The following is a 26,696-nucleotide window of genomic DNA, read 5'->3' on the forward strand; positions in this document are numbered from 1 at the left end:
CCTCCCGAACACCTCGGACCGCTGCACCATCCCGGATCTCCGCCCCGTCCGGGCCCTCCGCATCACCTCGCTGACCATCGGAGAACGACCATGTCCCAGGGCATCCCCGCGACGCTCGCCCACCCGTCCCGCCGTACCCTGCTCAAGTTCGGGGCGCTCGCCTCGCTGGCCGGGCTCACCGGCTGCGGCAGCAACGAGGCCGCCGGCGCCGGCGGCAAAGCCGTCACCATCGTCAACACCAGCTCGAACAGCACCCTGGTCCTGCAGGAGTTGCTGGACCGGCAGAGCTATCTGCCGTCGGTCGAGCTGTCCGCGAAGACCCAGAACGTGTCCGACGGCTCCAAGCTGATCGCCAGCCTGCTCAACGGCAGCACCGACATCACCCTGCTGTCCGGCTTCGGCCAGGTGCTGCCGGCGATCGAGAAGGGCGCCAAGCTCAAGATCATCTCCGGCTCCGGCCTGCTGCTCGCGCACGCGGTCTACGCCAAGGACGGCGGCATCAAGTCGGCGCAGGACCTGGTCGGCAAGACCATCGGTACCGGCCCGGTTGGTGCGCTCCTGCACCAGATCATGGTGGCGTACCTGGCCAAGTACGGGATCAAGAGCGAGCAGGTCAAGTTCGTCAACATCGGTTCCAGCGCCGACGTCTTCAAGGCGATCTCCGCCGGCAAGGTGGACGTCGGGCCGTCCCTGGTGGACGTCTACGACCAGCAGGACAAGTACGGCGTGCACGCGGTCGCCGAGCTTTGGAAGGAGCTGCCGGAGTACACCTACCAGGGCGCGTACACCTCCGACGCCGCGATCAAGAAGAACCGCGACGTCCTGGTCCGCACGCTGGCCGCCTACGCCAAGCTCTTCCGCTACATCTCCTCGCCGGACTCCAAGACGACCTACCTGGACGCGTACAAGAAGGCGGTCCCGAGCAGCGACGCGACCGAGGCCGGCTCGATGTGGAAGTTCGCCCAGCAGCCGGGCGCGTACGCGGTGGATCTGGCGCTGAACGAGGACCGGTTGAAGTACATGCAGGACCTGAACGTCTCGCAGGGCGTGCAGTCGAAGGTGCTGCCGTTCGACCAGATCGCCGACATGTCGCTGGCCAACGACGCGGTGAAGATGCTGTGAGCGAGCTCCCGCTGCGGGTCGCGCTCGGACGCTACGGGCACACCCGAGACCTGCTGGACGGCCGGATCCTGGTGGACGGCTGCCGGCTCGAGCCGGTCGAGTTCGAATCGATGATCCCGGCGTACCGGCGGATGGTCCGCTCGGTCGAGTTCGACGTCTGCGAGCTGGCCCCCACCACCTACCTGATCGCCCGCGCGCTGGGCGCCCCGTACGTCGCCCTGCCGGTCTTCCTCAGCAGGCGGTTCCACCACGAGGGCCTGGTCGTCCGCGAGGACGCCGGGATCAAGCGGCCGACGGACCTGCACGGCAAGCGCGTCGGAGTACGCGCCTACTCGGTGACAAGTGCCGTCTGGACCCGCGGTGTGCTGAGCGACGAGTACGGCGTCGACGCGGACCAGATCAACTGGATCGTGGACGACGACGAGCACGTGGAGTCCCTCGTCCTCCCGCGCAACGTCAGCCGGCCGGGAACCAAGCTGCTCGACCTCTTCCGCAGCGGCGAGCTCGCGGCGGCGTTCACCCGGGGAGCCGGCATCGGCAATCCCTCGGTGACGGTGGGCGGCTCGGTCCGGTACCACGAACTCCTGGCCGACGCTGATCAGCTCGCGGCCGACTGGTACCGGCGTACGGCGGTCTATCCGATCCACGGGGTCGTCGTGGTTCGGGAGGAGTTGCTGGCCAAGCACGACTGGCTGGCGGACTCGTTGGTGCGGGCGTTCAGCGCAGCCAAGGACCGCTACCTCGCGGACACGTCGGCCAGTCTGCCGGAGGACCTGCGCTATCGGCGATTGGCCGAGGTGGTCGGGGACCCGCTGCCGTACGGACTCGAGGAGAACCGTGCCTCGATCTGCGCCCTGATCGCGTACTCGAAGCAGCAGGGTCTGATCCCCACCGACAGCAGCACCGACCTGCTGTTCCCCCAGCTCGCTACTACCGGCTCCTGAGGAGACGACAACAATGCAGGACATAGCAGCGGTCGACGCGCACTGCCACGTGATCGCCGAAGACCGAGAGGCCTACCCGCGCAACCCGATCGGCGGTGTCGAGTCGAAGTGGTCGCAGGCGCGGCCGGTCGGCGCAGCGGACCTCATCGAGGCCATGGACAAGGCAGGGATCGCACGTGCGGTCGTAGTCCAGGCATCCACCGCCTACGGGCACGACAACAGCTACGTGGCTGACTCGGTGGCCGCCCACCCGGATCGATTCTCGGGTGTGTTCTCCGTGGACATGCTGGCTCCGGATGCGCCCGAGCAGTTGGCCTACTGGCACTCCCGGGGGCTCCAGGGCGCGCGACTGTTCACCACTGGCAGCACCATGCCGGGTCAGGCCTCGTGGCTGGCCGACGAGCGGTCGTACCCGGCCTGGGCCTGGGCCGAGGAGCACCAACTCCCGCTGTGCGTGCAGATGCAGCCCGAGGGAATCCCGCCGCTTCGCGAGCTCCTGGAGCGGTTCCCCGACGCCACGGTCATCCTGGATCACTCTGCACGGCCCGACCTCAGCGAGGGTTCGCCGTACGACGCCGCGCGCGAGCTGTTCGACCTGTCGCGCTACGAGGGCGTAGTACTGAAGGTCACGGAGCGGAACCTGGTCGCGAGTACCAAGGCGCCGGCGGATCCGGAGAGCTTCCTGGGCCGGCTCGTGCTCGAGTTCGGCGCCGAGCGGCTCATGTGGGGGTCGAACTTCCCCGCGGCCGAGGACGACCTGCCGACGCTGACCGAGACCAGCCGGCGGATCACGGACTTCCTGTCGGAGGACGTGCGTCGCCAGTTCTTCCGGGGCACGGCCGACCGGCTCTACCCAGGGGCCGCCGCATGACCCCGCTGCGGACCGTCCTCGCGGACTACCCGCACGTGCGGGACCTCAAGAACGGCACGCTGGACGGACCGGCCTTCGAGTTCATCGAGGTGGACCCGGTGCACCGGGCGTTCCCGGCGATGGTGCGCGAGCAGGCGTACGACGTCTGCGAGATGGCGATCGTCACCTACCTGCAAGCGAGGGCCGAGGGGAAGCCGCTCCTGCTCCTCCCGGTGGTCCTGCGGTCGCGGTTCCAGCACGACCACCTGGTCTGCATGGCCGACAACCCGATCGGCCCGGGCGATCTGGCCGGCAAGCGGGTCGGCGTCCGCACCTACGCACAGACGACCGGCGTCTGGCTGCGCGGCATCCTCGCCGACCAGTACGACGTACCGCTGGACGAGGTGCAGTGGGTCTCCATCGAGGACGGGCACCTCGCCGAGTTCCGCGACCCCGAGCAGGTCGAGCGGGCGCCGGAAGGCTCGAAGCTGGTGGAGATGCTGTACGCCGGTGAGCTGGACGCCGTGATCATGGGCCAGGACCTGCCGGACGACCCGCGGCTGGTGCCGGTGATCCCGGAGCCGAAGGCGGCCGCGGAGGACTGGTACCGGCGGGAGAACGCCGTACCGATCAACCACATGGTGGTGGTCCGCGCGGACCTGGCCGCCGAACGCCCGGGGCTGATGGACGACCTGTTCGACCTGTTCGCCCGGGCCAAGAAGAACGCGCCGCAACCGGCCGGGATCGACATGACCCCGATCGGGCTGCCGGCCAACCAGCGGGCGCTGGAACTGGTCACTCGCTACGCCTACGACCAGGGCCTGATCCCACGACGGCTCGCCGTCTCCGAGCTGTTCGGCTGAGATGCCGCACCCGACCGCACCCGACAAGGCAGGAACCATGATCCAAGCACCGGAGAAGTTACGCATCGAGCGGCTCTCCAAGACCTTCCAGACCGCCCGGCGGCCCGCTCACACCGTGCTGCACAACCTCACCTTCGGCGTCGCGGAGGGGGAGTTCGTCAGCCTGATCGGCGAGAGCGGCTGCGGCAAGACGACCGTACTGCGGATCGTCCAGGGCCTGCTCCAGCAGGATGAGGGCGACATCGTTGTCGACGGCAACGTCGTGCACGGGCCCGGCCGGGACCGCGGACTCGTCTTCCAGCAGGCGAACCTGCTGCCCTGGCGGACCGCCCGGCGCAACGTGGAGTTCGGCCTGGAGCTCCAGGGGCTGCCGCGGGCCGAGCGGTCGGCGAAGGCCAAGGAACTGCTGGACCTGGTCGGCCTGGGCGGTTTCGCCGAGCACTTCCCGCACCAGATGTCCGGCGGTATGCAGCAGCGCATCGGGCTGGCCCGGGCCCTGGCCATCGACCCGGCCGTGCTGCTGATGGATGAGCCGTTCAGCGCCCTCGACGCGCAGACCCGCGAGGTGCTGCAACGCGAGCTGATCCGGATCCACGCCGAGACCCGTAAGACCGTCCTGTTCGTCACCCACGACCTGGACGAGGCCCTGTACCTGAGCGACCGGGTGGTCATCCTGGCCGCCAACCCGGGCCGGGTCAAGGAGGTCATCGAGGTGCCGTTCGAGCGGCCCCGCCTCGAGCTGACCGCGCTCCGCGGCCTGCCCGAGTTCCAGCAGTTGCGCAGCAAGGTCTGGCAGCTGATCCGTTCACAGGACAACACCTCAGGGAGTGCGCATGTCCAGGACTGAGACCGAGGCGCCGCAGCTCCTGGCCGCTGCGGCTGTCGATGCCGAGAGCAACGACTCGATCGGCGACCAGCAGGCCCGGAACCGACGCAAGTACCGGCTGATCCGACTCGCCTCCATCCTGGTGGTGCTGGGCGTGTGGGAACTGGTCGGCCGGCAGATCGACCCGCTGTTCATGTCGTACCCGAGCGCCGTGGCCCGCGCCGCGGTCACCCTGACCACCAGCGGCGAACTGCCGTCCGCGCTGGCCAGCAGCCTGCTGACGCTCGCGCTCGGCTTCTTCATCGCCGCGATCCTGGGCGTCGTCGCCGGTCTGCTGATCGGCCGCTACAAGACGGTGGAGGTGGCGACCGACTGGCTGGTGAACGCTCTGTACGCCACGCCGCCGGTCGCAGTGGTGCCGCTGGTGATCCTGTGGTTCGGCCTGGGCTTCAGCGCGAAGCTGTTCGTGGTGGTGCTGCTGGCGATCTTCCCGGTGCTGATCAACACCGCCAGCGGAGTACGGAACGTGGCGCCGTCGCTGATCGACGTGGGCGCCGGGTTCGCCGCGAGCGAGTGGCAGATCTTCACCAAGATCATCCTGCCCGCGTCGCTGCCCTACACGATGACCGGGCTCCGGCTGGGGGTCGGCCGCGCCATCATCGGCATGGTCGTCGCCGAGTTCTTCACCGCCATCACCGGACTGGGCGCGCTGGTGATCAAGTACGGCAACCAGTTCGACACCGCCTCGATGCTGGTGCCCGTCCTGGTGCTGATGCTGCTGGGCGTCGGCCTCACCGCCGGACTGCGGCGGGCCGAGGCCAAGATCGCCCCCTGGAAGGAAGAGGAGCACAACTGATGCCGGCCAGCCGAGGGGGGAGTGGTAGATGATCATCGACATCCACGGCCACTACACCACCGCCCCCGCCGCTCTGAACGCCTACCGCGGCCGCCAGATGGCCCTGCAGAACAAGCCGGTCAAGGGCACCCTGTCGGTCACCGACGAGCAGATCGTCGCGTCGCTGGCCGGGCACCTCGACCAGATGACCAGCCGTGGCATCGACTCGCTGTTCTTCTCGCCGCGCGCCTCGGCGATGGGCCACGACGTCGGCGACGAGGTGATCAGCCGGCACTGGACCGAGATCAACAACGACCTGATCGCGCGGGTGGCGGGGTTGTACCCGGGCCGTTTCGTGCCGGTCTGCCAGTTGCCGCAGAGTCCCGGCGTACCGGCTGAGCGCGCGGTACCGGAGCTTCGGCGGTGTGTCGAGGAGCTCGGATTCGTCGGCTGCCTGATCAACCCGGATGTGTCGGGCGGGCTGGCGCCGTTCACGCCGTCGCTGGGGGACCGGTCGTGGTACCCGTTGTGGGAGGCAATGGTCGAGCTGGACGTGCCGGGCATGATCCACGCGAGCTCCACCCGCAACCCGGCGATGCACCTGAACGGCTCGCACTACATCGCGCAGCACTACGCAGCCGTGGTCGAGTTGTGCTCGTCGACCGTCTTCGAGGACTTCCCTGGATTGCGACTTATTGTGCCGCACGGCGGCGGTGGCATCCCGTTCCACTTCAACCGGAACCGGGCGCTGCACGTCGCGGAATCCCTGCCCCCGTTCGAGGAAGTCGTCCGCAACCTGTACTTCGACACCGCCGTGTACGACGCGGACTCGCTCGAGATGCTGGTCCGCAAGATCGGCGTGGACAACGTGCTCTTCGGCTCCGAGATGTTCGGTACCGCGAAGACGCGCGACGCCGTGTCCGGGCGGTTCTTCGACGATATCCTCGGTGATGTCGAAGCAATTGGGCTGTCCACAGAGGACCGGGAGAAGCTCCTGTACGGCAACGCGCTGAAGGTCTTTCCCCGTGCTGCGAAGCACCTGTCGCTGGTTGGAGTCCAGGCATGAGTGCACGCGTAATCCGTCGGATCGAGCGTCCTGCCCCGGAGCTGGTCAAGGCGGCCGCGTCGTACGGCGTCGCCACGTTGCACGAGGCGGCGCAGCGCCGCGGCCTGATGGTGGACATCCACCCGGTCGTGCCCGGGCTGCACGCCTGCGGCCCGGCGGTGACCTCGCTCAACCACCCCGGGGACAACCTGATGCTGCACGCGGCTGTCGAGGTGTGCGAGCCGGGTGACGTGCTCGTCGTCGCCACGATGAGCCGGTCGACTGACGGGATGTTCGGCGAACTGCTGGCCACGCAGTGCCGGGCGCAGGGGATCGCCGGCGTGATCCTCGACGCGGGCGCCCGGGATCGCCGGGACCTGATCGCGATGAAGTACCCGGTCTGGTCCCGCGCGATCAGCGCGGCCGGGACCGTGAAGGCGACGCCCGGTTGGGTGAACGTGCCGGTCGTCTGCGGCGGCGCCACCGTCACTCCGGGTGACCTGGTCGTGGCCGACGACGACGGCGTCACGGTGATCCCGCGGGCCGAGGTCGCCGCGGTGGTCGAGGCGGCCAAGCTCCGCGAGGAGAAGGAGGCGCGGAACCGGGTCCGGCTGGAGGCCGGCGAGCTAAGCCTGGACGTGAACAACCTCCGTCCGCTGCTCGAGCGGCTGGGTGTGACGTACGAATCCTGATGTCCTCTTGACGTCATCGTGGTACCGGTCCGGTACGGTGCCGGGGATGTGACCGGCCGGTAGCCGTAGGCTCGGCCGGTACCCCGATGACGTGTAAGGAGCAGGAGATGGGCGAGTTCGTCAACCTGACGGTGGCCGACGGGGTCGGCACGATCCGGCTGGACCGGCCGAAGATGAACGCGCTGAACGTCCAGGTCCAGGACGAGATCCGCGCCGCCGCCGAGCAGGCCGGCGCCGACGACGCAGTACGGGCCGTCGTCGTCTACGGCGGCGAGAAGGTGTTCGCGGCCGGTGCGGACATCAAGGAGATGGCCGACATGTCGTACGCCGACATGGTCCGCCGCTCCGGCCCGCTGCAGGCCTCCCTCTCCGCGGTCGCCGCGATCCCGAAGCCCACCGTCGCCGCGATCACCGGCTACGCCCTCGGTGGCGGCTGCGAGCTCGCCCTGTGCGCCGACTACCGGATCGCCGCCGACGACGCCAAGCTCGGCCAGCCCGAGATCCTGCTCGGCATCATCCCCGGCGCCGGCGGCACCCAGCGGCTGAGCCGCCTGGTCGGCCCGTCGAAAGCGAAGGACCTGATCTACACCGGCCGCTTCGTCGACGCCGCCGAATCGCTGCAGATCGGCCTGGTCGACAAGGTCGTTCCCGCTGCCGAGGTGTACTCCGCGGCCGTCGCCTGGGCGTCCCAGTTCTCCCGCGGTGCCGCGCTCGCGCTGCGCGCCGCCAAGGAAGCGATCGACGCGGGTCTCGGTGTCGACCTGCACACCGGCCTGGAAATCGAGCGGCAGCAGTTCGCAGGACTCTTCGCCACCGAGGACCGGTCGATCGGGATGAAGTCTTTCGTAGCGAACGGCCCCGGCAAGGCCGAGTTCAAGGGAATCTGATGACTACTGCTGGACCCAAGCCCGCCGCCTCCGCCGAAGAGGTCGAGGCCGCGTGGAACGACAACAAGCTGGCCCAGGTGCTCTACCACGACTGGGAAGCGTCGACCTATGACGAGAAGTGGTCGATCTCGTACGACGAACGCTGTGTCGACTACGCGCGCGGCCGGTTCAAGGCGGTGGCCGGCACTGACGGCTGGCCCTACGGCAAGTCCCTGGAGATCGGCGCCGGTACCGGCTTCTTCACGCTGAACCTGAAGCTGGCGGGCGTGCTCGCCGAAGCCCACGTGACCGACCTGTCGCCCGGCATGGTCGAGGCGGCCAAGCGGAACGCCGACACGCTGGGCTTCGCGATCGAGGGCGAGGTCGCCGACGCGGAGAAACTGCCGTACGACGACGACACGTTCGATCTGGTCATCGGGCACGCGGTGGTCCACCACATCCCGGACGTCGAGCTGGCGTTCCGCGAGATGCTCCGCGTGCTCAAGCCGGGCGGCCGGTTCGTCATCTGCGGCGAACCCACCCGGTACGGCGACTACGTGGCCCGGCGGCTCTCGCGCTTCACCTGGTGGGCGACCACCAACGTCACCAAGCTTCCGGCGCTCTCGCACTGGCGCCGTCCTCAGTCGGAGCTGGATGAGTCGTCCCGGGCGGCAGCGCTGGAGGCCGTGGTCGACCTGCACACCTTCGACCCGGACACCTTGGCCCGTACGGCGGAGCGCGCGGGCGCGACCGGCGTACGGACTCTGACCGAGGAACTGTTGGCGGCTTGGGTCGGGTGGCCGATCCGGACGTTCGAGGCGGCTGTGCCGGAGGAGAAGCTCGGCTTCGGCTGGCGGATGTTCGCCTACAAGTCCTGGCTGCAGCTGTCCAAGGTCGACAAGGTGCTGTCGCAGGTCGTGCCCGACGAGCTCTACTACAACGTGTCCATCACCGGCGTCGCTGAGTAGGCCGTGTACATACTGGACGGATGCGGTTGCTGACGGCGGCGAATCTGCGCTGGGTGGTGCACCACCGGGCGTGGACGCCGTACTACCTGAAGCGGTACTGGCGGTTCGCCTGGTTCAAGCTGCGGCATCCGCAGGTGATCACCGAGGGATTCGTGTTCCTCGGCAAGAAGCTGGAGATCGTGGCGCGACCCGGCCACGGCCGGCTGATCCTGGGCAAGTGGGTGCACCTGGGCGACGAGACCCGCCTGCGCGCGCACGAAGGCACGCTGCGGATCGGCGACAAGGTCGTGTTCGCGCGCGACGTCACGGTGAACTGCTACCTGGACATCGAGATCGGCGCGTCCACCTTGATCGCGGACTGGACCTACATTTGCGACTTCGACCACAAGACCGAGGACCTCGGGCTGCCGATCAAGGACCAGGGGCTGGTGAAGTCGCCGGTACGGATCGGGCCGGACTGCTGGCTCGCGACCAAGGTCACCGTGACGCGTGGCGCCGACATCGGCCGCGGCGTGGTGATCGGTGCGAATAGTGTTGCCCGCGGCAACATTCCGGAGCACTCCGTGGCGGTGGGCATTCCCGCTGTGGTGGTGCGGGACCGGGTCAGCCGGTACGAGGCCGAGGCGGAGCGTCGGGCTTACCTGGCCGAACTGGCCCGGGGCAACGAGGAGACTGCCGCTCGACTGCGGGCAGGCCAGCCGCTGGTGGATCCACCTGTGGTGGAGGAGCGCGAGACGGCGGGCAGTGCCGCGGCGGGAGCGGACGTAGTACCGGACAGCGCGGCGGGTAACGGAATGTCTACGACTGGTGATAAAGCAGATGTGAGCGGGGGGTTCTCAAGTTACTCGCCAGTCGGGCACTATGTCCCGGAAGTCGTCGAAGAGGAGACGCAGCGTGGCTGATCAGACCGGCGCGGCCCGGCTGGGAGCGGATCCGTCCGCTCCGGCAGAGGCTGTGCGGTCCGTCATGCCCGCCGCCGAGCCCGGTCTGCGGTCGATCCTGGACCAGGCCGCGGCGGACGGTTCGATCACCGACGCGCGGCACCAGGCGGTCGATCCGGTGCCGATCGTGACGCCCGGCAGTGATCCGGTGAGCGGTGTTCCGGCGCGGAATGTGACGGACGGTGCGGAGATCGCTACGTTGGAGTCTGTGGACGGCCTGCAACCAGTGGAGGCGTCCGGATCGATCTGGAGGGTGCGGCGCAAACTGTCGCCGCGCCCGGTCCCGGGTAATCGACGCAGGAAACCGCCGGTGCCGGCACCGGCGACGGACGAGGAACCGACCCCGGCTGAGGAGATGGGCGACGTGGGTACTCACGACGACAAGGCGGCCAGCACCGCCGATGCCGAGAAGGCGGTGACCCCGTCGGACGTGGAGGCTGAGGAGACTCCCGCGGCCGAGCAGGGGACCGGTGGTCGCGGTGCGACCGCGACGGTGACCAAACCGGCGAAGCCGAAGACCGCGGCAGAGATCGTCGCGGAGCAACGGGCCCGGGAGAGGGTGGCCGCGGAGGCATCCAGCGCTTCGAAGGCTGTTCCCGGCGACGCGAAGTCGGACACCGCGGTGACGAAGCCGGTCACGCGGCAGCCCGCCGTCTCGGCCTCGGCCGGCGCCACCGGCACGTCTGGTGCCTCAGGCAACAAAACTCCGGCCGGTAACCCGCTGGCGTCCGCCAAGGCCGCGCGGGAGGGCTCCGGCAAGAGCAAGGCGGCGATGTCCGCGGTCGGTTCGGGGGTCAACCGGTTCCGCAATCTAGTCGCCTCTTTGATCTGGCTGATCGCCGTGCTGGCTGCCGCTGTGCTCGCGCTCGGCGCGCTGTTCACGGCGCTCGACCAGGCGAACCAGAGCAACGAGATCGTGAAGTGGGTGCTGGAGCGCGGGCATGACCTGGTCGGCCCGTTCAAGGACTTGTTCCGGCTCGAGACCGCGAAGAACACCCTGCTGGTCAACTGGGGTATCGCGGCGCTGGTCTACCTGATCGCCGGCAAGATCCTGGAGCGCTTCATCCGCCCGTAGTCGTCGGTACTGCGGCCAGGTGGTTCTCGGCCGGTACTGCGGTCAGGTGGTTCGCGGCCGGGCGATGACGATGAGGTCGAGACTCTCGTCCAGGTCGCCCGGCCGGATCTCGAAGTCTTCCTGCGTGGTGCTTCTCACCAGGTCGGCGAGGTCGTGCGGCCAGTGGGCGTGGTCGGCGGCCAGTTGCGCGTCAACGCAGGAGCCGTGCTGCACTTCCCAGTTGGTCAGCCTGTCGCCATGCCAGAGTCCGAGGGTCTCGATGACCTCGAGCTCCGGGTCGACCAGGCCGATGAACTCGGCCGCGGTGAGTTCCTGGGTGTGGTACCAGTTGCCGCTCGGGAAGGTCAGCCGGTTCGGAGTGGATAGGACGAGAACGCTGTCCGGCTTGAGGATCCGGGCGCACTCAGTGATGAAGCGCGGTTGCTCCCAGAGGTGCTCGATCGTCTGCAGCGACACGACCAGGTCGAACGAGTTCGCGGCGAACCCGGTCTGGACGAGATTGCCCTGCACCGGATTGATCTGTGGATAAGCCTTCGCGAGGTGACGGAGCGTCGTACCTTCATAGTCGAGACCGAACACCTGCTCCGCCCCGGCCTGGTGGAGCAGTTCCGCGCCGTACCCCTCGCCGCAGCCGGCGTCGAGGACGCGGTGGGTCTCGGAGTCGAGCCAGTTCGCCGTGATCCAGCGGTAGGCGGCCTCGTGGCGCGCGAACCAGTAGTTCTCGTGCCAGATCCCGGGGGCTGTTCTCTCACCGGTGAGCGGTAACGTCTCGGTCACCCGGTCAGACTAGGGGTGTTCCGGTGGGTACTGCTGTTCTGACCACCGGACTGTGATGGGACTCGCACACTGCATATGTTTCTAGCGAGTAACATCCGTGGCAGGCTGGGAGAGACCGTTAACCAGAAGGGGTCCCACAAGCTATGAAGATCGTCGTCTGCGCGAAGTTCGTGCCGGATGCCACGGCGGACCGCCGCTTCCGCTCCGAGGACAACACGGTGGACCGCGCCGGTGTCGACGGGCTGCTGTCCGAACTGGACGAGTATGCCGTCGAGACCGCGCTCACCGTGAAGGAGGCGGGAGACGGTGAGGTCACCATCCTGACCGTCGGCCCGGAGCAGGCCGCCGACGCCATCAAGAAGGGTCTCCAGATGGGTGCCGACGCCGGCGTCCACGTGAACGACGAAGGGATCCACGGCTCCGACGCGGTGGCGACCTCGCTGATCCTGGCCAAGGCGCTGGGCAGGCTGGAGGCCGACCTGGTTGTGTTCGGGATGGCCTCGACGGACGGCAGCATGGGCGTCGTCCCGGCGATGGTGTCGGAGCGGCTCGGCCTGCCGGGCGTCACGCTCGGCTCGTCGGTGACGGTCGACGGCACCACCGTGACGATCCGCCGCGACGGTGACACCGCCAGCGAAACGATCGAGGGCACGCTGCCGCTGGTGCTGAGCGTCAGCGACCAGTCCGGCGAGCCGCGGTACCCGTCGTTCAAGGGCATCATGGCCGCGAAGAAGAAGCCGGTCGAGACCTGGTCGCTGGCCGACCTGGAGATCTCCGCCGACCAGGTCGGTGCGTCCGCCGCGTGGACCGAGGTCACCGAGGTGACCGCCCGTCCGCCGCGTTCGGCCGGCACGATCGTCACCGACGAGGACGGTAGCGGCGCTACCCAGCTCGTCGAGTTCCTGTCCACCAACAAGTTCCTCTGAGGGGCGACCAGAGCATGTCGAACGTTCTCGTTCTCGTTGACCACACCGGTGGCAAGGTCCGCAAGACGACCGCGGAGCTCCTCACCATCGCCCGCCGTCTCGGCGAGCCGGTCGCCGTCTACATCGGCGACGGCGTGCAGGACGCCCTGCCCGCGCTCAGCCAGTACGGCGCGACCAAGGTGATCGCCCTGACGAACCCGGAGCTGACCCAGTTCTTGGTGGCACCCAAGGCCGAGGCGCTGCAGCAGGTCGCAGCCAAGCTCGAGCCGGCCGCGATCCTGATCTCCTCGAGCGCCGAGGGCAAGGAGATCGCCGCCCGACTCGCCGTCAAGCTGGACTCGGGCTTGATCACCGACGCCGTCGACGTCCAGGAAGGCCCGGTGACCACCCAGTCGGTGTTCGCCGGCAACTACACGGTCCAGGCGAAGATCACCCACGGCACCCCGATCATCACCGTCAAGCCGAACGCGGCCACCCCCGAGGCGGCCGAGACCTCGCCGGAGGTGGAGGAGTTCGACGTCACGATCTCCGACGCCGCCAAGACCGCCCGGATCACCGCCTCCAAGCCGCGTGAGGCCACCGGTCGCCCGGAGCTCACCGAGGCCGCGATCATCGTCTCCGGCGGCCGCGGTACCGGCGGCGACTTCGGCCCGGTCGAAGCCTTCGCCGACTCGCTCGGCGCAGCCGTCGGCGCCTCCCGCGCCGCTGTCGACTCCGGCTGGTACCCGCACGCCTACCAGGTCGGCCAGACCGGCAAGACCGTCTCCCCCCAGCTGTACGTCGCCGCCGGCATCTCCGGCGCGATCCAGCACCGGGCCGGCATGCAGACCTCGAAGACCATCGTCGCCGTCAACAAGGACGAGGAAGCCCCCATCTTCGAACTGGTCGACTTCGGCGTAGTAGGCGACCTCCACAAGGTCCTCCCCGCAGCCACCGAAGAGGTCACCAAGCGCAAGTCCTGACCCCCGACCCGCGAGCCAGGCACCCCCCACCCTGACTCGCTCCCCGCAGCCCGGCTCGCACCCCCCACGAGCCGGGCTGCACCTTTCATCCCCATGTAGCTCCTGCTCGCCACTCCCACCCACCCCGGGTCGCGACTCCTCCGTCGCCGCTCAGCGAATGCCGGCTGGTCGCAGCGAATGATCACGGCCCTGGGTAGTTACCAGGCCGCGAGGTGGTCAGTCGCGGCTCAACTCACAAGAGGTGGTCAGGCGGCCGGCTCACCTTGCAAGAATCCACCCCGAACTGCGGCAGCTGGCCCTGCTGTACCGAACGACAGGTAGAGGTCGCTGGCGACGTCGATTTCCCACTTACCAAGGCGGTTGAGGCGCCGACAGATCCCAGCACTACCTGTCGTTCCGTACGCCACTCGGCCGCCGTATCGATTGCCAGGCACCCGCCTCGCAGTCTCCATACCTGCGCAGGTCGGCGGCACTCCGCGCCACCTGTGTCCGCTTGCGCGCCGTATCTGCGCCGGGTTCGGCACAATTGCGCGCGTGGTCCTGCACGTCACCCGGTGCCCGGTTCCTCGCGCAGTGCGTGCTCGGATGGCGGGTCAGGGTCAGGGGTTGGGGTGGCGTGGGGGTGGTGGGGCTACTACTCGGAGTTGGAGCATGGCGGCGAAGCGGGCTTCGGGGTCGTCCAGGTCTAGGGCGCCTACTTCGGCTAGCCGGCGGAGGCGGTAGCGGAAGGTGTTGGGGTGGACGTAGACGGCGGCTGCTGCGGCTATCACGTCGCCGAAGGCGTCCAGCCAGGCTCGGAGGGTTTCGATCAGGTTGGTCTTGTGTCGGGCGTCGTACTCGAAGAGGCGGGCTACCGGGCCAGTGGGTTCGTCGCCTCGGGCTGCAACCAGGTCTCGGAGTTCCAGGACGAGAGCTTCCACGTGGACGTCGGCCAGGCGGGCGACTCGGGCTGAGCTGCGGCCGGCTCGGAGTACTCGGAGGGCTCGGTCGGCGCTGGTGCGGGCTTGGGAGAGGTCACCGGCGTCGTGGGCGACCGGGCCGACGCCGATGGAGGCGGTCACGCGGTCGCCGATGCGTTCGAGGAAGTCCGCCGCGATCCGGACGGCACGTTCCTCGCCGTCGGTGCGGTTGCGTTGCACCGGGATGAGGCCGTACGCGACATCCCCGACCAAGGCGGCCGCAGTACGGGGATGGACGGCGCTCAGGTGCATGGCGAAGGCGTCGGCGAGCCGCTGGCGTTCGGTGGCCAGGCCCGGATCACCGAAGGTCGCGTCGTCGGGCGCCGCGTCGACGACCGCGAGTGCCAGTACTACGACCGGTTGGCCGCTGAGGCCGAGCCGGTTGAGGGCTTCGCGGGCGCCGACGCCACCTTCGAGCGCAGTACTGACGAGGTCGGCGCGCAGGCGGCGTTCGACGTCGGCGCCGGCCCGGACGCGCAGCAGGTGCAGGGCCACGAGCTTGGCGGCATCGCGGAGTGCCTGGGCGCGTTCGTCGCTCAGCGGCTGGGGGACCGCGGCCCAGATCGAGCCGAGGATCTCGTCGCCGGCTCGGACCGCCACCGCCACGCGCGGCATGGTGAACTCGTTCTCGGTGGCCATCAGGGGACGGACGAACACCGGCTCGTCAGTGCGGTAGAGCTTGCGGAAGATGCCGTGGTCGGCAAGGGCGCGGTAGTACCGCTCGGGGACGCGGCGGCCGAGGATCGTCTCCACGCGGGCGCTGTCGGCTTCGTCCTGGCGGCCCGAGAAGGCGAGGATTCGGGAACTACGGTCCTCGATGGTGATGGGTGCGTCGAGCAGGGCGGCGACTGCGTTGGCCAGGGCGAACAGGTCGCCGGACGGCATGCCGCCCAGGGACTCCGGCCCGTCGATCCCGACGTCGCCCTCGGCGAGCAGAGAACGGAGCAACGCGGCAAGTTGCGCCCAGGACGCACCGCGGGTCAAGGCGATCAGCGCGACGCCGGACTCCTTCACCGCGGCATCGATCGTCTCGTCCGGGTGGAATGGGGCGCGTACCACCAGGCCAGCGGCCTGCTGCTTGCCGAGGGTGCGGAGCAGGTTCGCGATCTCCGCACCGCCCTGCAACCCCACGCCCAGGACGAGTGCGTGGGGGGTCAGCACCGGCTCGTCCACCGGGTCGTAGATGACGATGCCGCCGAGCTCCTCGGGCTGGTCCGGGTCGCCCCGCACCAGCTCGAGCAGCGTTGCGCCCAGGTCGTCGAGGACCCGACCAAGGCTGGCCCGCGGACGTCCGTTCACAGAAGGCAGCACCTTCCGAAGCTAGGAGTCGGAAGGTCAGCGTACTTCGTCTGCGCCGACCAATTCAGGCCTTCGGTTGGTTGAGCTGGACAGAGCTCACAGAGTCAGCCACTCGACCGACTTGGTGACTGCGGCCAGTTGGTCGGGAAGGGGGTCGACGCCGATGCCAGGGGCGGTGGGGACCGGGAGGTGGCCGTCGACGAGCGTGAACGGCGGCGTGATGTCGGTCTGGTAGTAGCGGTTGGAGCCCGACGTGTCCCCGGGAAGGGTGAAGCCGGGAAGAGCGGCCAGCGCGACGTTCGCCGCGCGGCCCAGCCCGGTCTCCAGCATCCCGCCGCACCACACCGGTACTCCGTGAGCCACGCAGACGTCGTGGATGCGTCGCGCCTCCAGGTAGCCGCCGACCCGGCCGGGCTTCACGTTCACGATCGAGCACGCGCCCAGGCTGATCGCGGCGGCCGCAGCCCGAGCCGACGTGATCGACTCGTCCAGGCACACTGGCGTCTTCAACTGACGAGCCAGTTCCGCGTGGCCGAGCAGGTCCTCCTCGTCCAGCGGCTGTTCGATCAGCAGCAGGTCGAACGGGTCTAGCCGAGCGAGCTGCCGCGCATCCGCGACCGTGTACGCCGTGTTCGCGTCCACCTGCAGCAGCACCTCGTCCCCGAACCGCTCTCGTACGGCGGCAACCGGCTCAACATCCCAGCCGGGCTGGATCTTCAGCTTGATCCGGACGTAGCCCTCGTCGAGATACCCGCCCACGGCCTCGAGCAGCCGATCGACCGAGTCCATGATCCCGACCGACACGCCACACGGTACGCGGTCACGCACGGCCCCGAGCTCTCGAGCCAAAGGTCGCCCCTCGGCCCTCAACTCGGCATCCAGCACGCCCATCTCGAGCGCCGCCTTCGCCATCCGGTGGCCGTGGAACTTCGCCAGCGCCGGCGCGACCGCTGCAGCGTCGAGCCGCTCGATCGAGGCGACCGCCGGCACCAGGAAGCGACGCAGTACGTCGGCCGCGGCGTCGACGTACTCGGACGAGTAGAGCGGGTCCGTCATCGCGACGCATTCGCCCCAGCCCTCGGCGTCGCTGGTGACCACCCGGACGAGCAACGCGTCCTTGCTGGTCTCCGTCCCGAACGAGGTCCGGAAGGGCGCCACCAGCGGCATCTCGATCCGCCGCAGTTCGACCCCGGTCAGCTTCATCGCGTCGTTCCCTTCGCTGTGTCGTGGTTCCTGGTCAGCAAGTACCAGCCGGCCCGGTCGAATCCCGTCACCCGCGCTCCTTCGGCGATCAGCGTGCCGAGCACCTCGCGGACCGCGGTACGCCAGGCGTGCGCACCTTCGGGGTCCGTGCCGCGCATGCCCTCGATGTCCGGCGGAATCGCGACCAGCAATGACTCCCCGGCCAGGCTCCCGGGCACTGGCCGTCCATCGGGCGAGGACGAGAGGGCGACGACCGCGCCGCGCGCCAACTCCAGTCCTGCGTCCACTGCGACTGGCCGGCCGACCGAGGCCGCGGCGACCGCAGGGGTGTCGAGTTCCCAGCGGACCAGCAGGCGGTCGGTATCGCCGCCGCTGTTGATGCCGTCGCGCATGTCGCCGTAGAAGTTGGTCAGGTACTCCGTGGGGCGGGCGGCGAGCTTGACGACGTTGAAGTACGCGTTCCGCCGGACCAATGGGTCGAAGGTCCACGCCACGACGGCGACGCCCCGCAGCATCGCCCACGCCCGCTGGTGGATCTTGAGCGCGAAGCCGACACTCCGGCCGCGCGCCTGGCCGGATACCCCGGCGACGTGACTGTGCAAGGCGCCTTCCGAGGGCGGCGCGAAGAAGCCGACACAGGCGCCGACGAGCTCGTCTCCGTCGTACGCACCGGCGACATAGTTGCCGGCCTTGGTCAGGGCCCGGAGCAACTCGGTCGTCACCGGCGGATTCTTCGGGTCCGGTCGCCAGATGCCGTCATACAGCCGATAGACGGCGTCCAGCTCATCAAGGGCTTTCAGTTCACGAACCTGTACTCCGGCCGCCGCCGCGGCAATCTCCGCGGAGCGTACGGCCAGTTCCAGAGCCGGCTGCAGTCCGTCGGGCGGTGGCGCCGCCCCATTCGCCAACCCATCAAGGCCGCTGGTCAGATCGGGAGAGCGAGGCAGATTGGTCAGATCGGTCAGGGGACCGAGCTTGGTCAGCTTGTCGGAGGCAGTCATGATCTATCCGCACCAGCGGTCGCCCGCTTGCTCACCTGGTCGGCCGTGAGGAGGTCGGTGATGAGGGCCGTGAGCAGCGCTGTGCGGCGAGGGAGTTCTGCCACCAGAACGTGTTCGTTGTCGGCATGGGCGCCGCCACCGACAGCGCCCAGTCCGTCCAGCGTCGGCGTACCGATCCCGGCGGTGAAGTTGCCGTCCGATGCTCCGCCGACGGCGGCCTCCTCCAGCTGCCCGAGACCCAGCTCGACCGCGAGCCCGGCCGCGCGCCGGAACAGGTCCGCCGACGAGCTCCGCTCCAACGGCGGCCGGTTGGGTCCGCCGGTGATCACGAGCTCGGCCCCGGCCAGTACCGGTTGCAGCTCGAGCATCGCGGCATGGACGCGATCCTGTTCCTCGAGATCCCGAACCCGCACGTCCACCGCGAAGGTCGCCGCGGCGGGGACCGTGTTGGTCGTAGTACCGGACTCGAGAACTGTCGGTGTGACGGTCGTCCCGCGACTCGCGTCGCCCAGTTGGCTGACCGCGAGCACCTGATGCGCAGCCTCGATCGAAGCGTTCACGCCGAGCTCCGGTTCCAGCCCGGCGTGCGATGCACGACCTCGCACGGTGACTTGATACAGCGAGATCCCCTTGCGCTCGGTCTTGAGCGCGCCCCCGTCGGCCGACGCCTCGAGCACGAGGGCGGCAGCACAGCCAGCCGCCTCCGCCTCGATGAGCGCGCGGGAAGACGGCGAGCCGAGCTCCTCGTCGCCGGTGACGAGGATCGCGACACCGGATGGGTCGGCCAGGGCCGCCACCGCATGGAAGGCGATCACGACGCCTGCCTTCATGTCGAAGCAGCCCGGTCCACGTAGTACACCGGCGTCGACACCGAAGGGGTGCGTCGCCAGTGAGCCGGTCGGCCAGACGGTGTCGTGGTGGCCGAGCAGCAGCACCCGGTTCGCGCCGCTGCCGAATCGCCAGCGGAGGTGGGACCGCCCATCGAGGACCACCCGCTCCGGGACGAACCCGAGCCGACGCGTCCCGATCGCCGCCACCACGTCGGCACTACGAGCCACCGCGGCCAGATCCGCCGACGGCGACTCGCAAGTCACCAGCGCCTCCAGATCAGCCAACATCTCAGCCACCGACTCACCCGGCGACGCAGCCACCGACTCACCTGGCGACGCGGCTGCGGACTCGGGCGGCGCGTCCCGCGGCGCCGACGTTTCGTTGCCCATCTCAACCAACTTTCGGAGTGGCCCGGACACCGAAGTGCAGGTACTTCTCACCGGTCGGCAGCGAGTAGAAGGTCACCGGGCTCCAGGTCAGTGCTTCCGGCTCACGGACGACGAACAGATCGCCCGTCTCGTCCACCGGCACCATCACGAACTCGTGCGTCGGGTCTGGCATCAACTCGGCCAGCGGGCCGGTCACCGTCTGCCGAAGGACCGCCTGCCCGTCTCGCACCAGAACTTCGCCCATGACGCTGGCCCGGTCGTATCGGCCGACATGACGCTGTACGTCGACAGTCGGTGGCTCGGCCGGCGCCGCGAGCGGAGCGGGCATCGCCACGTCGGCCAGTTCCGCGAAGATCTCGCGGTACAGGTCCTGGTACAGATCCCTGGTGTTGCCGCCGTTGGTGAGCAGCGTGACAGCAAGACCCGAGTCCGGCAGGACCCGCAGGAAGGCGGCCTGGCCGATGGTGTTGCCGTCGTGCCCGATCAGCCGGTGGCCGTCCCAGCCGAAGCGGATCCAGCCGAGGCCCCACGAGTCACCCAGCGAGTACTTGTCTGGCAGGTCCGCGTGCTTCTCGGCCATCGCGGCCACCGACTCCTCGCTGAGCACGCGAGTGCCGTCCGCGGCCAGGCCACCAGCCAGGTGCATCCGGGCGAAGGCGAGGGCGTCGGCCGCAGTCGACGTGACCAGTCCGGCCGGCCCGAGGGCACGGGGGAGTCCCCACACCGGCGCCGGTTTCGGATCGGCCCCGCTCTCGCCCACGTGACCGACGGCCGCGCGGTACAGCAGGGCCTCCTCGGGCAAAGTCACAGTGTGCTCGAGTCCGAGCGGCATGTAGAGGCGCTCCCGCAGCGCCTGGTCCCAGGTCTTTCCGGTCAGCTTCTCGATCACCCGCCCGGCCAGCGAGAAGCCGGAGTTGCAGTACGACCAGGTCGCACCGAGGGGGTGGTTCTGAGCCACCTCGGCCAGCAGGTCGACGTACTTCTCAAGGCAGTCGTCACCCCGGCCGGTATCGGTGAAGACGTCGCCGTCGATCCCGCTCGTGTGGGTGAGCAGGTGCCGCATGGTCACCTGCTTGGCGACATCGGGCTCGCGCAGCGCCAGCTCAGGCAGTACTACGGAGATCGGGGCGTCCAGGTCCAGCAGGCCCTCGTCCACGAGTTGGAGGGCGAGTGTCGCCGTCCACACCTTCGTCATCGACCCGATCTGGAACAGCGAGTCCGTGGTGACCTCGACCCCGGTGTCCTTGTTCAGTACGCCGGTCGCTGCCTCGACGAGTTCGTCCTCCAAGCCCGGCTGGACCCGCAGGATCCCGAGGGTCGCACCTGGGACCCGGTGCTTCGCGGCGAGCGCGGTGAGGCGGCGTTGCCAGTGCTCCACGTCGATCCGCGGCCGCCGCGGACCGGCCGCGTCGCCGGCGTACTGCTCGACCCAGCCGAGGATCCGGCGGTTGAAGTCGAGCCGGTGCGACGGACGGCCCTGGATGATGAACAGGTGGTCGGCCTCGGGGTAGAGCACGAGCTGGGCGGGGACGCCCTGTTCGCGCAGCGCGGTGTGCCACTGCTCCGCCTGGCCGATCGGGCACCGGACATCCGCCGCGCCTTGCAGGATCAGGGTCGGCGTCTTCACCTCATCGACCTTGCTCAGCGGTGACATCTCGTCGAACCGGTCGCGCTGGTCGCCGAGCTCGTAGGCGCTGAGGAAATGGCCGGCGTCAGAGGTGCCCGACATGCTGGTCAGATCGCTGACGACACCGCCGGCCACCGCGGCCGCGAACCTGTTGTCGCGGCTGGTCAGATAGCAGGTCATGAAGCCGCCGTAGCTGTAGCCGGCGACCGCGAGGCGCTTCGGATCCGCGAGGCCCTCGGCCACGAGTTCGTCCAGCGGCTGGAGGAAGTCCTTGGCGTCGGCCGTGCCCCAGTTGCCCAGCGCCGCGTTGAAGAACTCCTCGCCGTACCCGTCGCTGCCGCGCGGGTTCATCAGCAGCACCGCCCAGCCTCGAGCGACGAGTTCCTGATGGTAGAGGTGAGCCTCGTCGGCCGCGCCGTTCCACGCGTTGTGCGGACCGCCGTGCACGTCGAGGAGCAGCGGCTGCGGCTGGGCGGCGTCGGGATCGCGGACCAGCCAGCCGGACACCTTGGTGCCATCGGAAATGGTGAACTCGCGCTCCACCCGCGGGAAGACCTCGGCGAGCTCGGCGCCATGCGTGGTCAGGGTCTGCGTCGCGCCCGAGCCCAGGTCGACGGCCACGATCTCGCCGTACGACGTGGCGGTGTTCAGCACCACGGCCGCGTTGCCGCCGGCAACCGATAGCCCGGAGACGTTCTGACCAGGCTCGCCGAGAACATGCTGAGGAGTGCCGCCCGCGGTTGGTACGGAGTACAGGTGGGAGCAGCCGCGGTCGCGGACGCAGAACAGCACGGTCGCGCCGTCGTCGACGAGCAGCGGAAGAGCACCGGGGTACGCCGGGCCGCCGGGCATCACGTTGCGGTCGAGCGAAGCCGCCAGATCGACCAGTTCGCCACCGTCCAATGGAAGCCGCAACAGCCGGGCGTGGCCGACGGGGCCGTCAAGGTTGCCGACGACGAGCAGGGATTCGCCGTCCGCGGTCCAGAGCATCGGCCCGGCCAACCCCTCGGCGAGACCGACGAGCCGTGGGGTCGCCTTCTCGTCCGAGACGTCCAGCACGCACGCCGGGGCGGTCGGGCGCAGGTCGGCGTCGGGAGCAGTGCCCGCGCCGAAGGCGAGCTTCTTGCTGTCGGGGGACCAAGCTGGATCGCCCGCGTGCCAATCGCCGTCGGTCACCTGCCGGATCTTCTTCGACGAGACGTCGAGAACGTGAACGTGCTTGCGGATGGTGCGCAGCAGCCCGGCGCCGTCGGCCTGGTAGTCGAGCCGCTCGGTCACGATCGGCGCGCTGGCCCGCTTGGTGCGGACCTCGTCGTCCTCGTCCGCGCCGGCGACGATGTCGACCGCCGAGCTGAAGGCGATCCGCTCGCCGTCCGGACTCCAGACCGGACCGCCGGCCCCGAGAGGCAGCGTGGTCAGCTGCTCGGGCTCGCCTCCGTCGACCGGGAGCACCCACACCTGCGGCGGCCCGTCCTGGGCGCGAAGGAAGGCGATCCGCGTCCCGTCCGGTGACCAGGCAGGCGACAGATCGGCGTTGCCACGGGTGAGTTGCCGGGCCTCGCCACCGGTCGACGCGACGCGCCACAGAGCGTGCTCTGCCTTGTCGGCGTCCAGGTCGCTGGTTCGCAGTACGTAGACCACCTGGCTGCCGTCAGGCGACAGGGCGGGCTGCTGCGGTACTTCGAACTCGGTCAGGTCTTCGATGCGCGGGCGTCGGGTCACGACGACTCCTCCTTGGGAAAGAGCGGGCTCACTGGACGAGATCAACCGCTTGGAGCGCGGCCGCCGCGTAGTGGCAGGCGGTGTGGTGCCGGTGTCTTCCGGCGTCGGGGGTGGGGTCTACGGTCTGGCACAGTTCGCGATCGGGCCGGACCAGCGGGCCGATCGGGCACCGCGGATGGAATCGGCAACCGGGCGGTGGATGGTGCGGGTCGGCGGGTTCGGCGTCCGCGACAGCTCGCAGCGCCGGATCGAGTTCCTCGGCGTCCAGGGTCAGGGTCCCGCGCCGGGGTGCGGCGGCGAGCAGCTCACGGGTGTAGGGATGTTGCGGATCGCCGAGCAGCTCGGCGGCGGGACCGAACTCCACGATCCGGCCGAGATACATGACGGCGATGTAGTCACTGACGTAGCGAACCACCGCGAGGTTGTGTGAGATGAACAGCATCGACAGGTGGAGTTGCCGCTGCAGGTCGCGCACCAGGTTCAGCACGGTGCCCTGGACGGATACGTCCAGCGCCGAGGTGATCTCGTCGGCCAGGATCACCTCGGGCCGCCCGGCCAGCGCCCGGGCCAGCGCGACTCGTTGCCGTTGGCCACCAGACAGCGCCGCGGGGTACGCCGAGGCGCGCTCCGGGTCGAGGTCAACCAGCTCCAGCAGTCGGGCCACCTCGTCGGCCCGCGAATAATCCGCTGACCTCGGCACAGCTTCCGCGATCGAGTTGCCGATAGTCATCCGGGGATCGAGCGACGAGTAGGGATCCTGGAAAACGAGCTGCAGCGGACGTGGCCCCCGGCTGCGGTGCACCAGCGGTACGCCGTCCAGCAGGATCCGCCCGCCGGCGAGCTCGGTCAGCCCGACCGCGGCCCGGGCCAGCGTGGACTTGCCGGAGCCCGACTCGCCGACCAGCCCGACCACTTGCCCCGAAGGGACGGTGAGATCCACCGAGTCGACCGCTGTCAGCGCGCGGCTGCCCGTGCCAAACCGCACCGTCACCTGCTCGAACGTGAGTTCACTCATCGCTGTCCCATCCGAATCGGCCATCCGAGCTCGACCACCTGGGGGTGCCAGCAGGCGACCCGGTGGCCGTCGTCCAGTTGAGTCTCCAACTCAGGGTCCTCCATACGGCACCGGTCGTCGGCGAACTCGCACCGCGCCGCGAACGCGCAGCCCGACGGCAGCCGCCCCGGATCCACCGGACGCCCCGGGATCACCGCGAGCGGTTGCTCCAGGTCGGTGTCGAGATCCGGTACTGCGGCCAGTAGCGCGCGCGTGTACGGATGCCGGGCCCCCGTCGCCAGGGCGGTCGCCGGGAGGTCCTCGACGATGCGTCCGGCGTACATCACCAGCACCCGGTCGCAGACCTGGCCGATCACGGTGATGTCGTGACTGATCAGCAGCAACGCGACCCCGTCCTCGGTCCGGATCGACTCCAGCAACCGCAGTACCTGGCGCTGCACGGTGACGTCGAGCGCGGTGGTCGGCTCGTCGGCGACGATCAGCGCGGGTTCTCCCATCAGGCCCATCCCGATCATCGCTCGCTGCCGCATCCCGCCGGAGAACTCGTGCGGGTACTGCGCGGCCCGGCGTTCCGCGGCCGGCACCCGGACTGCCCGCAGCCGGTCGATCGCCCGGGTCATCGCCTGCTGGCGGGTCAGGCCCTGGTGTTCACGGGCCCCCTCGGCCAGTTGGGCGCCGATCCGCTTGGTCGGGTTCAACGAGGTCGTCGGATCCTGGAAGACCATCGCGAACGACGTACCGAGCAACTGGCGGCGGTCGGCGTCGGGGGTGTCGAGCAGCGGCTCTCGGAGGAAGTCGAGTCGTTCGGCGCTGACCTGGCCGGGAGGTTCGATCAATTGCGCCACCGCGAGCGCCGTCAGGCTCTTGCCCGAGCCGGACTCGCCGACGACCCCGACGGCCTCGCCATGGCCGATCGTGAAGCTCACGCCGCGAACGGGAGCGATCGGGCCGTCCGGTCCCGGAAAGGTGACACGCAGGTCTCGCACCGACAAAACCACGTCCTCGACCACGTACTGCGGGGTCGGAACCTCGGGCTGCGCGATGTCGTCCGAGCGGCGGCGGTAGCGGGTCACCCCGATGGACTCCACCCCCAACCCCTTCGCCACGGCCTCACCGAAGAGGTTGAACGCCAGCCCGGAGATCACCACGGCGACTCCTGGTGCGAGCGCGGCCGCCGGGTGCACGTAGATGCTGTTGAGGCTCTCGCCCATCAGCCGGCCCCAGTCGTACGCCGGAGGCTGGACGCCGAGCCCCAGGAAGGACAGGCCCGCGAAGGCCAGCAGGGCACCGCCCGCGCCGATGGTCGCGTTCACCACCAGCGGCTCGGAGATGTTCGGCAGGATGTGCCGGACCAGCAGCCGGATCCGGCCGGCTCCGGCGATCCGTGCCGCGGCCACGAAGTCGCGGGCCGCCACCCCGGCGACCAGGGTCTGGGTGAGCCGCGCGAAGGCGGGCGCGCCGGCGAAGCCGATCGCCAGTACGGCGCCCTTCGCGCCGACGCCGAAGATCACCGCGAAGAACAGTGCCAGCAGGAGACCGGGGAAGGCGACCGCCACATTGACGATCGCCGTCACCAGCCGTCCCGGGCGTCGCCCGAGCACGGCGGGCGCAGTACCGAGGAGCAGGCCGGTCACGACGGCGATCGCGGTCGCCAGCAGCGCCAGCGCGATCGACTGCCGGGTGGCCACCAGGACCCGGTAGAAGATGTCGCGGCCCAGGTTGTCGGTGCCCAGCCAGTGGCTCGCCGACGGTCCCTCCAGCAAGTGGTCGGTGTCGATCGCGCTCGCCTGGTGGGACCACAGGACGGGCGCGAAGACCGCCAACAGGAGAACCAGGAGCAACAGCAGTCCCGCGCTGAGGCCGAGTGGCGTCCGGAACACGGTGGCCCAGCCATGCCGGCCGCTCTTCGTTCTGCTAGCCATCGATCAGCTCTCCCGGATCGTCGAGCGCGGATCGAGCAACGCCAGCGCGATGTCGACGACCAGGTTCACCAGCAGCACCCCGATCCCGTAGACGAGCACGACGCCCTGGACGAGCGGGTAGTCCTTGGACAGGATCGAGGAGACGATCGTGCTGCCCAGCCCCGGCCAGCCGAAGACGTTCTCCACCAGGACCGTGCCGGCGACCAGCCCACCCAGCAGCAGACCGCCGAGGGTGATCGTCGCGGTCAACGCGTTCGGGAGCGCGTGCCGCAGGTAGATAGTGGCCGCTGGCAACCGTTTGGCCCGGGCGGTGCGCAGGTAGTCGGTCTGCAGCACGGAGAGCAGCTCGACCCGGCAGATCCGGGCCAGCACGGCGGCCGGGCCGATGGCCAGGGCGAGCACCGGCAGGATGTACGACGCCGGCGTACTGCGGCCCGCGACCGGCAGCCAGGCGAGCTTCACCGCGAACAGGTAGACGAGCCCGACGGCGAGCAGGAACTCCGGGATCGCGGCGAGCACCACGCTGACCGAGGTGAAGCCCAGCTCCGCCCGTGGCCGGCGACCGCCGCGAGTCAGGACGCCCATCACCAGACCGGTCGGGACCGACACCAGCACGGCGAGGACGAAGGCGGCCACCGCGAGTTGCACGGTCGCGGGGAGCCGGTCGCCGATCACGTCGGAGACCGGGAGGCCCGTCGTGATCGACGTACCGAGGTCGCCGGTGACCAGGTTGCGGAGGAAGTGCCAGTACTGCACCCACAGCGGATCGTTGAGCCCGAGCGACTCGCGTCGCGCCTCGACCAGGCTCTGGCTGGCGGCCGGACCCAGTGCGCTCCTGACCGGGTCGCCCGGGATGAGGTGGATCATCAGGAACGACGCCGTCACCAGGGCCAGCAGCGATATCACCAGCCGCGCCAGCCGGCGGGTGCCGAACCGGACCCAGGGGTGGGCACTCCAGGTCGCCATGCCGCCGGTCGTCCGCAGTTGCGTGCTCGAGATCGTCACCGACCGCTTCCTCCGTCCTTCGTCGCTGATC

Annotated in this window: 23 protein-coding genes; 14 read left to right on the top strand and 9 right to left on the bottom strand. The window is 69.3% G+C overall.

Annotated features, from left to right (window positions below; all coding sequences use genetic code 11):
- Nucleotides 1–90: 90 nt before the first annotated feature.
- The 12 genes from ACFPJ1_RS14795 to ACFPJ1_RS14850 all read left to right on the top strand — a co-directional run bounded on the left by ACFPJ1_RS14795 (nucleotide 91) and on the right by ACFPJ1_RS14850 (nucleotide 11,027).
- Nucleotides 91–1,122: an ABC transporter substrate-binding protein gene (locus ACFPJ1_RS14795; protein ID WP_380104188.1), complete on the top strand. Its 1,032-nt coding sequence runs from the start codon at nucleotides 91–93 to the stop codon at nucleotides 1,120–1,122.
- The gene (locus tag ACFPJ1_RS14800) at nucleotides 1,119–2,066 is read left to right on the top strand and encodes an ABC transporter substrate-binding protein (protein ID WP_380104189.1); all 948 of its coding nucleotides are present in this window, start codon (nucleotides 1,119–1,121) and stop codon (nucleotides 2,064–2,066) included. The genes ACFPJ1_RS14795 and ACFPJ1_RS14800 overlap by 4 nt, the downstream gene beginning before the upstream one ends.
- A 13-nt stretch (nucleotides 2,067–2,079) precedes the next feature.
- On the top strand, nucleotides 2,080–2,937 hold the full coding sequence (locus ACFPJ1_RS14805) for an amidohydrolase family protein (protein WP_380104190.1): 858 nt from the start codon (nucleotides 2,080–2,082) through the stop codon (nucleotides 2,935–2,937).
- Nucleotides 2,934–3,779: a substrate-binding domain-containing protein gene (locus tag ACFPJ1_RS14810; RefSeq protein ID WP_380104191.1), complete on the top strand. Its 846-nt coding sequence runs from the start codon at nucleotides 2,934–2,936 to the stop codon at nucleotides 3,777–3,779. The genes ACFPJ1_RS14805 and ACFPJ1_RS14810 overlap by 4 nt, the downstream gene beginning before the upstream one ends.
- 37 nt (nucleotides 3,780–3,816) lie before the next feature.
- Nucleotides 3,817–4,626: an ABC transporter ATP-binding protein gene (locus ACFPJ1_RS14815; protein ID WP_380104192.1), complete on the top strand. Its 810-nt coding sequence runs from the start codon at nucleotides 3,817–3,819 to the stop codon at nucleotides 4,624–4,626.
- Nucleotides 4,613–5,461, top strand: a complete 849-nt coding sequence (locus ACFPJ1_RS14820) for an ABC transporter permease (RefSeq protein ID WP_380104193.1) — start codon at nucleotides 4,613–4,615, stop codon at nucleotides 5,459–5,461. The genes ACFPJ1_RS14815 and ACFPJ1_RS14820 overlap by 14 nt, the downstream gene beginning before the upstream one ends.
- Nucleotides 5,462–5,489: 28 nt before the next feature.
- Nucleotides 5,490–6,506 carry an amidohydrolase family protein gene (locus ACFPJ1_RS14825; protein ID WP_380104194.1) on the top strand — a complete coding sequence of 339 codons (1,017 nt, stop codon included), beginning with the start codon at nucleotides 5,490–5,492 and terminating at the stop codon, nucleotides 6,504–6,506.
- A complete protein-coding gene (locus tag ACFPJ1_RS14830) occupies nucleotides 6,503–7,177 on the top strand; it encodes a 4-carboxy-4-hydroxy-2-oxoadipate aldolase/oxaloacetate decarboxylase (RefSeq protein ID WP_380104195.1) in 675 nt (224 codons plus the stop codon). The genes ACFPJ1_RS14825 and ACFPJ1_RS14830 overlap by 4 nt, the downstream gene beginning before the upstream one ends.
- A 107-nt stretch (nucleotides 7,178–7,284) precedes the next feature.
- The gene (locus ACFPJ1_RS14835) at nucleotides 7,285–8,064 is read left to right on the top strand and encodes an enoyl-CoA hydratase/isomerase family protein (protein ID WP_380104196.1); all 780 of its coding nucleotides are present in this window, start codon (nucleotides 7,285–7,287) and stop codon (nucleotides 8,062–8,064) included.
- Nucleotides 8,064–9,011: a methyltransferase domain-containing protein gene (locus ACFPJ1_RS14840; RefSeq protein WP_380104197.1), complete on the top strand. Its 948-nt coding sequence runs from the start codon at nucleotides 8,064–8,066 to the stop codon at nucleotides 9,009–9,011. Before ACFPJ1_RS14835 ends, ACFPJ1_RS14840 begins: the two co-directional genes overlap by 1 nt.
- Before the next feature lie 20 nt (nucleotides 9,012–9,031).
- Complete coding sequence (locus ACFPJ1_RS14845) at nucleotides 9,032–9,913, top strand: acyltransferase (RefSeq protein WP_380104198.1); 882 nt, start codon at nucleotides 9,032–9,034, stop codon at nucleotides 9,911–9,913.
- Complete coding sequence (locus tag ACFPJ1_RS14850; protein WP_380104199.1) at nucleotides 9,906–11,027, top strand: hypothetical protein; 1,122 nt, start codon at nucleotides 9,906–9,908, stop codon at nucleotides 11,025–11,027. Before ACFPJ1_RS14845 ends, ACFPJ1_RS14850 begins: the two co-directional genes overlap by 8 nt.
- Nucleotides 11,028–11,069: 42 nt before the next feature.
- Here the strand turns inward: ACFPJ1_RS14850 and ACFPJ1_RS14855 are convergent, their stop codons facing one another.
- Entirely contained in the window at nucleotides 11,070–11,804 is a 735-nt protein-coding gene (locus ACFPJ1_RS14855) for a class I SAM-dependent methyltransferase (RefSeq protein ID WP_380104200.1), read from the bottom strand.
- A gap of 143 nt (nucleotides 11,805–11,947) precedes the next feature.
- On the opposite strand from ACFPJ1_RS14855, the gene ACFPJ1_RS14860 reads away from it, so the two are divergent.
- Nucleotides 11,948–12,730, top strand: coding sequence for an electron transfer flavoprotein subunit beta/FixA family protein (locus ACFPJ1_RS14860; protein ID WP_380104201.1), 783 nt, complete (start codon nucleotides 11,948–11,950; stop codon nucleotides 12,728–12,730).
- A gap of 14 nt (nucleotides 12,731–12,744) precedes the next feature.
- On the top strand, nucleotides 12,745–13,692 hold the full coding sequence (locus ACFPJ1_RS14865; RefSeq protein ID WP_380104202.1) for an electron transfer flavoprotein subunit alpha/FixB family protein: 948 nt from the start codon (nucleotides 12,745–12,747) through the stop codon (nucleotides 13,690–13,692).
- A 599-nt stretch (nucleotides 13,693–14,291) separates the two neighbouring features.
- Here ACFPJ1_RS14865 and ACFPJ1_RS14870 read toward each other — a convergent pair.
- From ACFPJ1_RS14870 to ACFPJ1_RS14905, 8 genes are all read right to left on the bottom strand, one after another.
- Nucleotides 14,292–15,950: a PucR family transcriptional regulator gene (locus tag ACFPJ1_RS14870; protein ID WP_380104203.1), complete on the bottom strand. Its 1,659-nt coding sequence runs from the start codon at nucleotides 15,948–15,950 to the stop codon at nucleotides 14,292–14,294.
- 96 nt (nucleotides 15,951–16,046) lie between these two features.
- Nucleotides 16,047–17,153, bottom strand: a complete 1,107-nt coding sequence (menC, locus tag ACFPJ1_RS14875; protein ID WP_380104204.1) for an o-succinylbenzoate synthase — start codon at nucleotides 17,151–17,153, stop codon at nucleotides 16,047–16,049.
- Nucleotides 17,150–18,154 carry a GNAT family N-acetyltransferase gene (locus ACFPJ1_RS14880; protein ID WP_380104205.1) on the bottom strand — a complete coding sequence of 335 codons (1,005 nt, stop codon included), beginning with the start codon at nucleotides 18,152–18,154 and terminating at the stop codon, nucleotides 17,150–17,152. Before ACFPJ1_RS14880 ends, menC begins: the two co-directional genes overlap by 4 nt.
- Complete coding sequence (locus ACFPJ1_RS14885) at nucleotides 18,151–19,374, bottom strand: M20 family metallopeptidase (protein WP_380104206.1); 1,224 nt, start codon at nucleotides 19,372–19,374, stop codon at nucleotides 18,151–18,153. The genes ACFPJ1_RS14880 and ACFPJ1_RS14885 overlap by 4 nt, the downstream gene beginning before the upstream one ends.
- A 1-nt stretch (nucleotide 19,375) precedes the next feature.
- Nucleotides 19,376–22,723, bottom strand: a complete 3,348-nt coding sequence (locus ACFPJ1_RS14890) for a serine hydrolase (RefSeq protein ID WP_380104207.1) — start codon at nucleotides 22,721–22,723, stop codon at nucleotides 19,376–19,378.
- Nucleotides 22,724–22,751: 28 nt separating this feature from the next.
- Entirely contained in the window at nucleotides 22,752–23,738 is a 987-nt protein-coding gene (locus ACFPJ1_RS14895; RefSeq protein ID WP_380104208.1) for an ABC transporter ATP-binding protein, read from the bottom strand.
- Nucleotides 23,735–25,660, bottom strand: a complete 1,926-nt coding sequence (locus ACFPJ1_RS14900; RefSeq protein WP_380104209.1) for a dipeptide/oligopeptide/nickel ABC transporter permease/ATP-binding protein — start codon at nucleotides 25,658–25,660, stop codon at nucleotides 23,735–23,737. Before ACFPJ1_RS14900 ends, ACFPJ1_RS14895 begins: the two co-directional genes overlap by 4 nt.
- 3 nt (nucleotides 25,661–25,663) lie before the next feature.
- Nucleotides 25,664–26,665, bottom strand: a complete 1,002-nt coding sequence (locus ACFPJ1_RS14905; protein WP_380104210.1) for an ABC transporter permease — start codon at nucleotides 26,663–26,665, stop codon at nucleotides 25,664–25,666.
- Nucleotides 26,666–26,696: the final 31 nt, after the last annotated feature.

Origin of the sequence: Kribbella qitaiheensis, assembly GCF_042657745.1 — a bacterium.
Lineage (GTDB): Bacteria > Actinomycetota > Actinomycetes > Propionibacteriales > Kribbellaceae > Kribbella > Kribbella qitaiheensis.